The sequence below is a fragment of the Synechococcus sp. R6-10 genome, assembly GCF_047461815.1.
Taxonomy (GTDB): Bacteria; Cyanobacteriota; Cyanobacteriia; order Thermostichales; family Thermostichaceae; genus Thermostichus.
Genome location: NZ_JANSHW010000383.1, coordinates 1 through 4130, shown reverse-complemented (window position 1 = coordinate 4130; position 4130 = coordinate 1). Strand labels below are relative to the sequence as shown.

At 59.9% G+C, this 4130-nt stretch carries 3 protein-coding genes; all 3 read right to left on the bottom strand.

Features of this window, described 5'->3' with window-relative positions:
- Nucleotides 1-114: 114 nt before the first annotated feature.
- Nucleotides 115-1848: a bifunctional phosphoribosylaminoimidazolecarboxamide formyltransferase/IMP cyclohydrolase gene (gene purH, locus NW837_RS10825; RefSeq protein ID WP_414331429.1), complete on the bottom strand. Its 1734-nt coding sequence runs from the start codon at nt 1846-1848 to the stop codon at nt 115-117.
- Nucleotides 1849-2000: 152 nt separating this feature from the next.
- A complete protein-coding gene (cysE, locus tag NW837_RS10820) occupies nt 2001-2792 on the bottom strand; it encodes a serine O-acetyltransferase (protein ID WP_414331426.1) in 792 nt (263 codons plus the stop codon).
- Nucleotides 2793-2934: 142 nt separating this feature from the next.
- Nucleotides 2935-4130, bottom strand: a 1196-nt coding sequence (locus NW837_RS10815; RefSeq protein WP_414331424.1) for a hypothetical protein, incomplete at its 5' end; no start/stop codon positions are given.

The following is a 4130-nucleotide window of genomic DNA, read 5'->3' as shown; positions in this document are numbered from 1 at the left end:
AATCCGTACTGAACATATTATACATTATTTTCAGTATAGTTGAGCTTATTATTGACTAGAGTCATGCTCTTTGTCTCTCTTGGGAAGATTTCTCTCTTGAGCAGAAAGGCGGGCTCAGTGCAGAAAGTGACGTATGCCGGTGCAAACCATGGCAATACCGGCAGCGTTGGCAGCAGCAATGGAATCGGCATCGCGGATGCTCCCCCCCGGCTGGATGATGGCGCGGATCCCTGCTTGGGCAGCCATCTCCACGCTGTCGGCAAAGGGGAAGAAGCCATCGCTGGCCAAAACAGCTCCTGCTGCTTGGGATCCCGCCTGCTGGAGAGCGATCTCCGCTGCTCCCACCCGATTCATTTGTCCGGCTCCGACGCCGAGCGTCTGCCTCTGCTTGGCGACGACAATGGCGTTGGATTTCACATGTTTGCAGACTATCCAGGCAAATTCCAGATCCGCCCACTCCTCCGGTGTGGGCTGGCGCTGGGTGACCACTTGCCAAGAAGGGGGGCTGTCGGTTTGCGTCGGTTCCTGGTCGCGACAGCGTTGCAGAGCAACAGGTGAATCGGCGTCTTGCACCAGAAAGCCCCCGGCCAGGGTGCGGATTGTTTGGGCAGGCCCCACACACAAGTCCGGCAAGATCAAGACCCGCAAGTTCTTTTTGGCCGACAGTAGCTCAGCCGCTTCTGGAGTGCAATCGGGAGCCACCACACACTCCAAAAAAGGCTCCACCAGCCGTCGGGCGGTCTCTGCGTCCAAGGGTTGGTTGAGGGCGACGATGCCCCCAAAGGCCGAAACTGGATCAGCAGCCAGGGCAGCCTCGAGGGCGGCAGCCGGCGATGGGCGAATGGCCACCCCGCAGGGGTTGTTGTGCTTAACCACCACCGCCACCGCTTGTTCAGGTTGCAGGAACTCCCTCCGAGCAGAGCCAGAAGACACAGAGCCCTTCCCGTCAGTGGGCCGCGTCGCATCAGCATTGCGGAGTAACAAGGTTAACTCTGCCGCCAGGGCACGGGCCGCCTCCAGATCCAGCAGGTTGTTGTAGCTCAGCTCCTTCCCCTGCAACTGCTTAGCCCGGTGCCAGCCGGGGGCAGCCGGATCCGTCACATACCAAGTGGCAGCTTGATGGGGATTTTCCCCGTAGCGCAGGCGTTGCCACAGGATCCCTTGCAGTTGAAACCTGTCTTCAGCGGCAGCTGCGGAGGACTGGGAGGGACCTGCTAGCTCCAGGCGAGCCAGGTAGGTGACGATGGCGCGGTCGTAGGCCAGCACCTGCTCAAAGGCCCGACGAGCACACTGGAAGCGAAACGCCAGCCGCTCTGTTTCCCCATAGGCCCCGGAGAGCAGTTGCAAATACTGGGGGTACTGGCTGGGATCCGTCAGCACCGTAACGTAGGGATAATTTTTGGCTGCCGCCCGCGCCAAAGTGGGCCCGCCGATATCGATCTGCTCAAAAGCTTCCTCCAGAGACACTCCTGCCTGGGCCACTGTCTGTTCAAAAGGGTAGAAGTTGACCACCACCAGTTGGATGGGAGGGATCCCCAGCGCCTCTAGGTCTGCCCGGTCTTCGCTGCATTCCAGGCGGGCCAAAATGCCGCCGTGGATGCGGGGGTGCAGCGTCTTCACCCTTCCCCCCAAGATTTCCGGCGCGCCAGTGTGGGCAGAGACAGGGGTGACCGGGATCCCAGCTTCTGAGAGCGCCTTGGCGGTTCCCCCACTGCTGAGCAGTTGAAAGCCATGCTCTTGCACGAGGGACTGGGCCAGCGGGATCAGTCCGGTTTTGTCGGATACACTCAACAAAGCCAACGGTACAGAATCCTGTTCGCGACAGCGTTGCGCAGTAGCAAGGGGCATTGGAGGCGTTATCCAGTAGAGAAGGGCCCAGAGGAAAAAGCTGGCCGGGATACCCAGCCCAGCGCTCTCACAGCATACCCCGAAAGCTGGACCCTCTTGTCCAGCCACCTGGTTCAGACAAATCTTCAGATCGTTCGCATCAGCAGGACGGATCAGGAATATTCTGCTTCGCCTCTCACCTGATCCTGCCGGACCTGTTCCCGCTCCCGGTTAAGGCGGGCCACCTGGGCTTCCAGATCTTGGATACGGTGCAGCAACTGTTCGATAGCCCGTCCCACTGGGTCAGGCATGAGATGGTGATCCAGGTCAATGCCATGGGCGGGGATGCGGCGCTGATGGGGCGGGATGACCGCACGGCCTGGGATCCCAACCACCGTCATGCCGGGAGCTACATCCTGAATCACGACCGCGTTGGCTCCGATACGAGCTTTTTCCCCAATGCGAACCGGCCCCAGAATCTTTGCCCCCGTGCCGACAATCACCCCATTTTCCAGGGTGGGATGACGTTTGCCCTTGTTCCAAGAGGTACCCCCCAAGGTGACCCCGTGGTAGAGGGTAACATCATCACCAATTTCTGCCGTCTCACCGATCACCACCCCACAGCCGTGGTCAATGAAAAAGCGCCGCCCAATCTTGGCTGCCGGGTGGATTTCAATCAATGTGAAAGAACGAGCCAAGAAGCTGAGCAGCCGCGCTAGGAAAAACCAGCGCCGTTTCCACAGCCAGTGGGCGATGCGGTGCAAAAACAGAGCATGCACACCGGGATAAGTGAAGATGACCTCCCAGCGATTGCGTGCTGCCGGATCCCGATCGAAGACACAATCAACATCCTCCCAAAATTGCTGCCAGAACCCCAGTTTTGGCTCCGGCTTGCCAGCAGGGAGAGAATTGCCCTCCCCCGTTTTGGGGCTTTCCACCGCCGACTGCTCGGCCTCCGTCAGCATGAATGGTCTCCGTTTAGGAACCTCCACTCCCCTTTTAGCACTTTTTGCCGGCAGCAAGGAGAGATCTCCAATCGCGCCAAGGGAGCTCCTCGCGCAACTCTCCACTGGGTCGAGCTCGAGCTCAAGCAAATTGCCTTCTGCCCTAGCCTTTACCCAACTGTTGAGCCACCAGTTGTCCAATAGCTTGGGCAGCTCCCGGCTTGCCCCCCAGCCGCTGCAGTTCTGTCTGCATTTGCTGACGGCGCTGGGGATCTTCCAACAGAACTCGCATTTGTGCGGCCACGGCCACCGGGCGCAAGTGGCCCCGCAACTCTGGCACCACCTCTCGCCCTGCCCAGATGTTCGGCCAAGCCAAGTGACCTAGCCAACGCAGAGCAATTCTGTTGACGGCGCGGGCCAGCCAAGTGCCCAAGCCTGGAAGGCGGGTCAACAGGCCAAGAATCCCATCCCAGGCGCGCATTGCCTCCAGCTTGTTGGTAGGGATCACCACAACCATCGGCACCCCCAAATAGGCCAGCTCGGCGGTGTTGGCGCCAATGGTGGTCAGACAGAGATCACAGTTGGCCAGCACAGAATAGGCAGGGAAGCTTGTCCACAATTGCACCGTGCTGCCAAAGGGGGTAACAAACTGGGATCCCAGATTGGTCTGCTCCAGAATGGCTGAGGTGCCATAGATCAAAGCCATATCGGGATTGAGCTTGGGATGAGCATACGCTGCCAATGACTGGGGGGTTTGTCCTGGGGCCACCGGGATCACAAAGCGGACATTCGGCAGCATCTGTCGCAGCTCATCGGCCACAGCCAACACCAATGGCACCCCCAAGGAGAGCTTGGCCGGCTTGGAGCCTGGGAGCAGCCCCACCTGATAGTGGGTGCGGTTCTCATCGCTCAGACGCTGCCAGCCGCGCGGTAGCAATTCTTCATCGGTGAAGCGGTTCCCCACTCTCTCTGGCGCAGTTCTTACAGGCTCCCCCTCGCCGATGGAGCTGGGAGATGCATCTTGGAGCAGGCCAAAGGCTTGGGTTGGGGAAGAAAAGCCTGCCGTGGGTTTGGAGGCAGCGGCAGGAGATCTGCTGCCAAGCCAGCCGGAAAGGGGCACCCCCGGCAAATAGACAGCGCTGGCTACGCCATCCGCCATCAAATCCCCGACAACGTGCATTTTGTGGGCCCAAGGGTGGCCCAGCAGCCGTCCGCCATCGTAGCGGCGTTTGATTGCCTCGGTTCGCACGGCGAAAGCATGTACCCAAGGCCGCCAACGGGGTTGATGCTCAGCATAGACCACCAGCCGATAGCGCAAGCGGCGAGCAATCCAGACGGCAAAAAACTGATCCCCCCCCA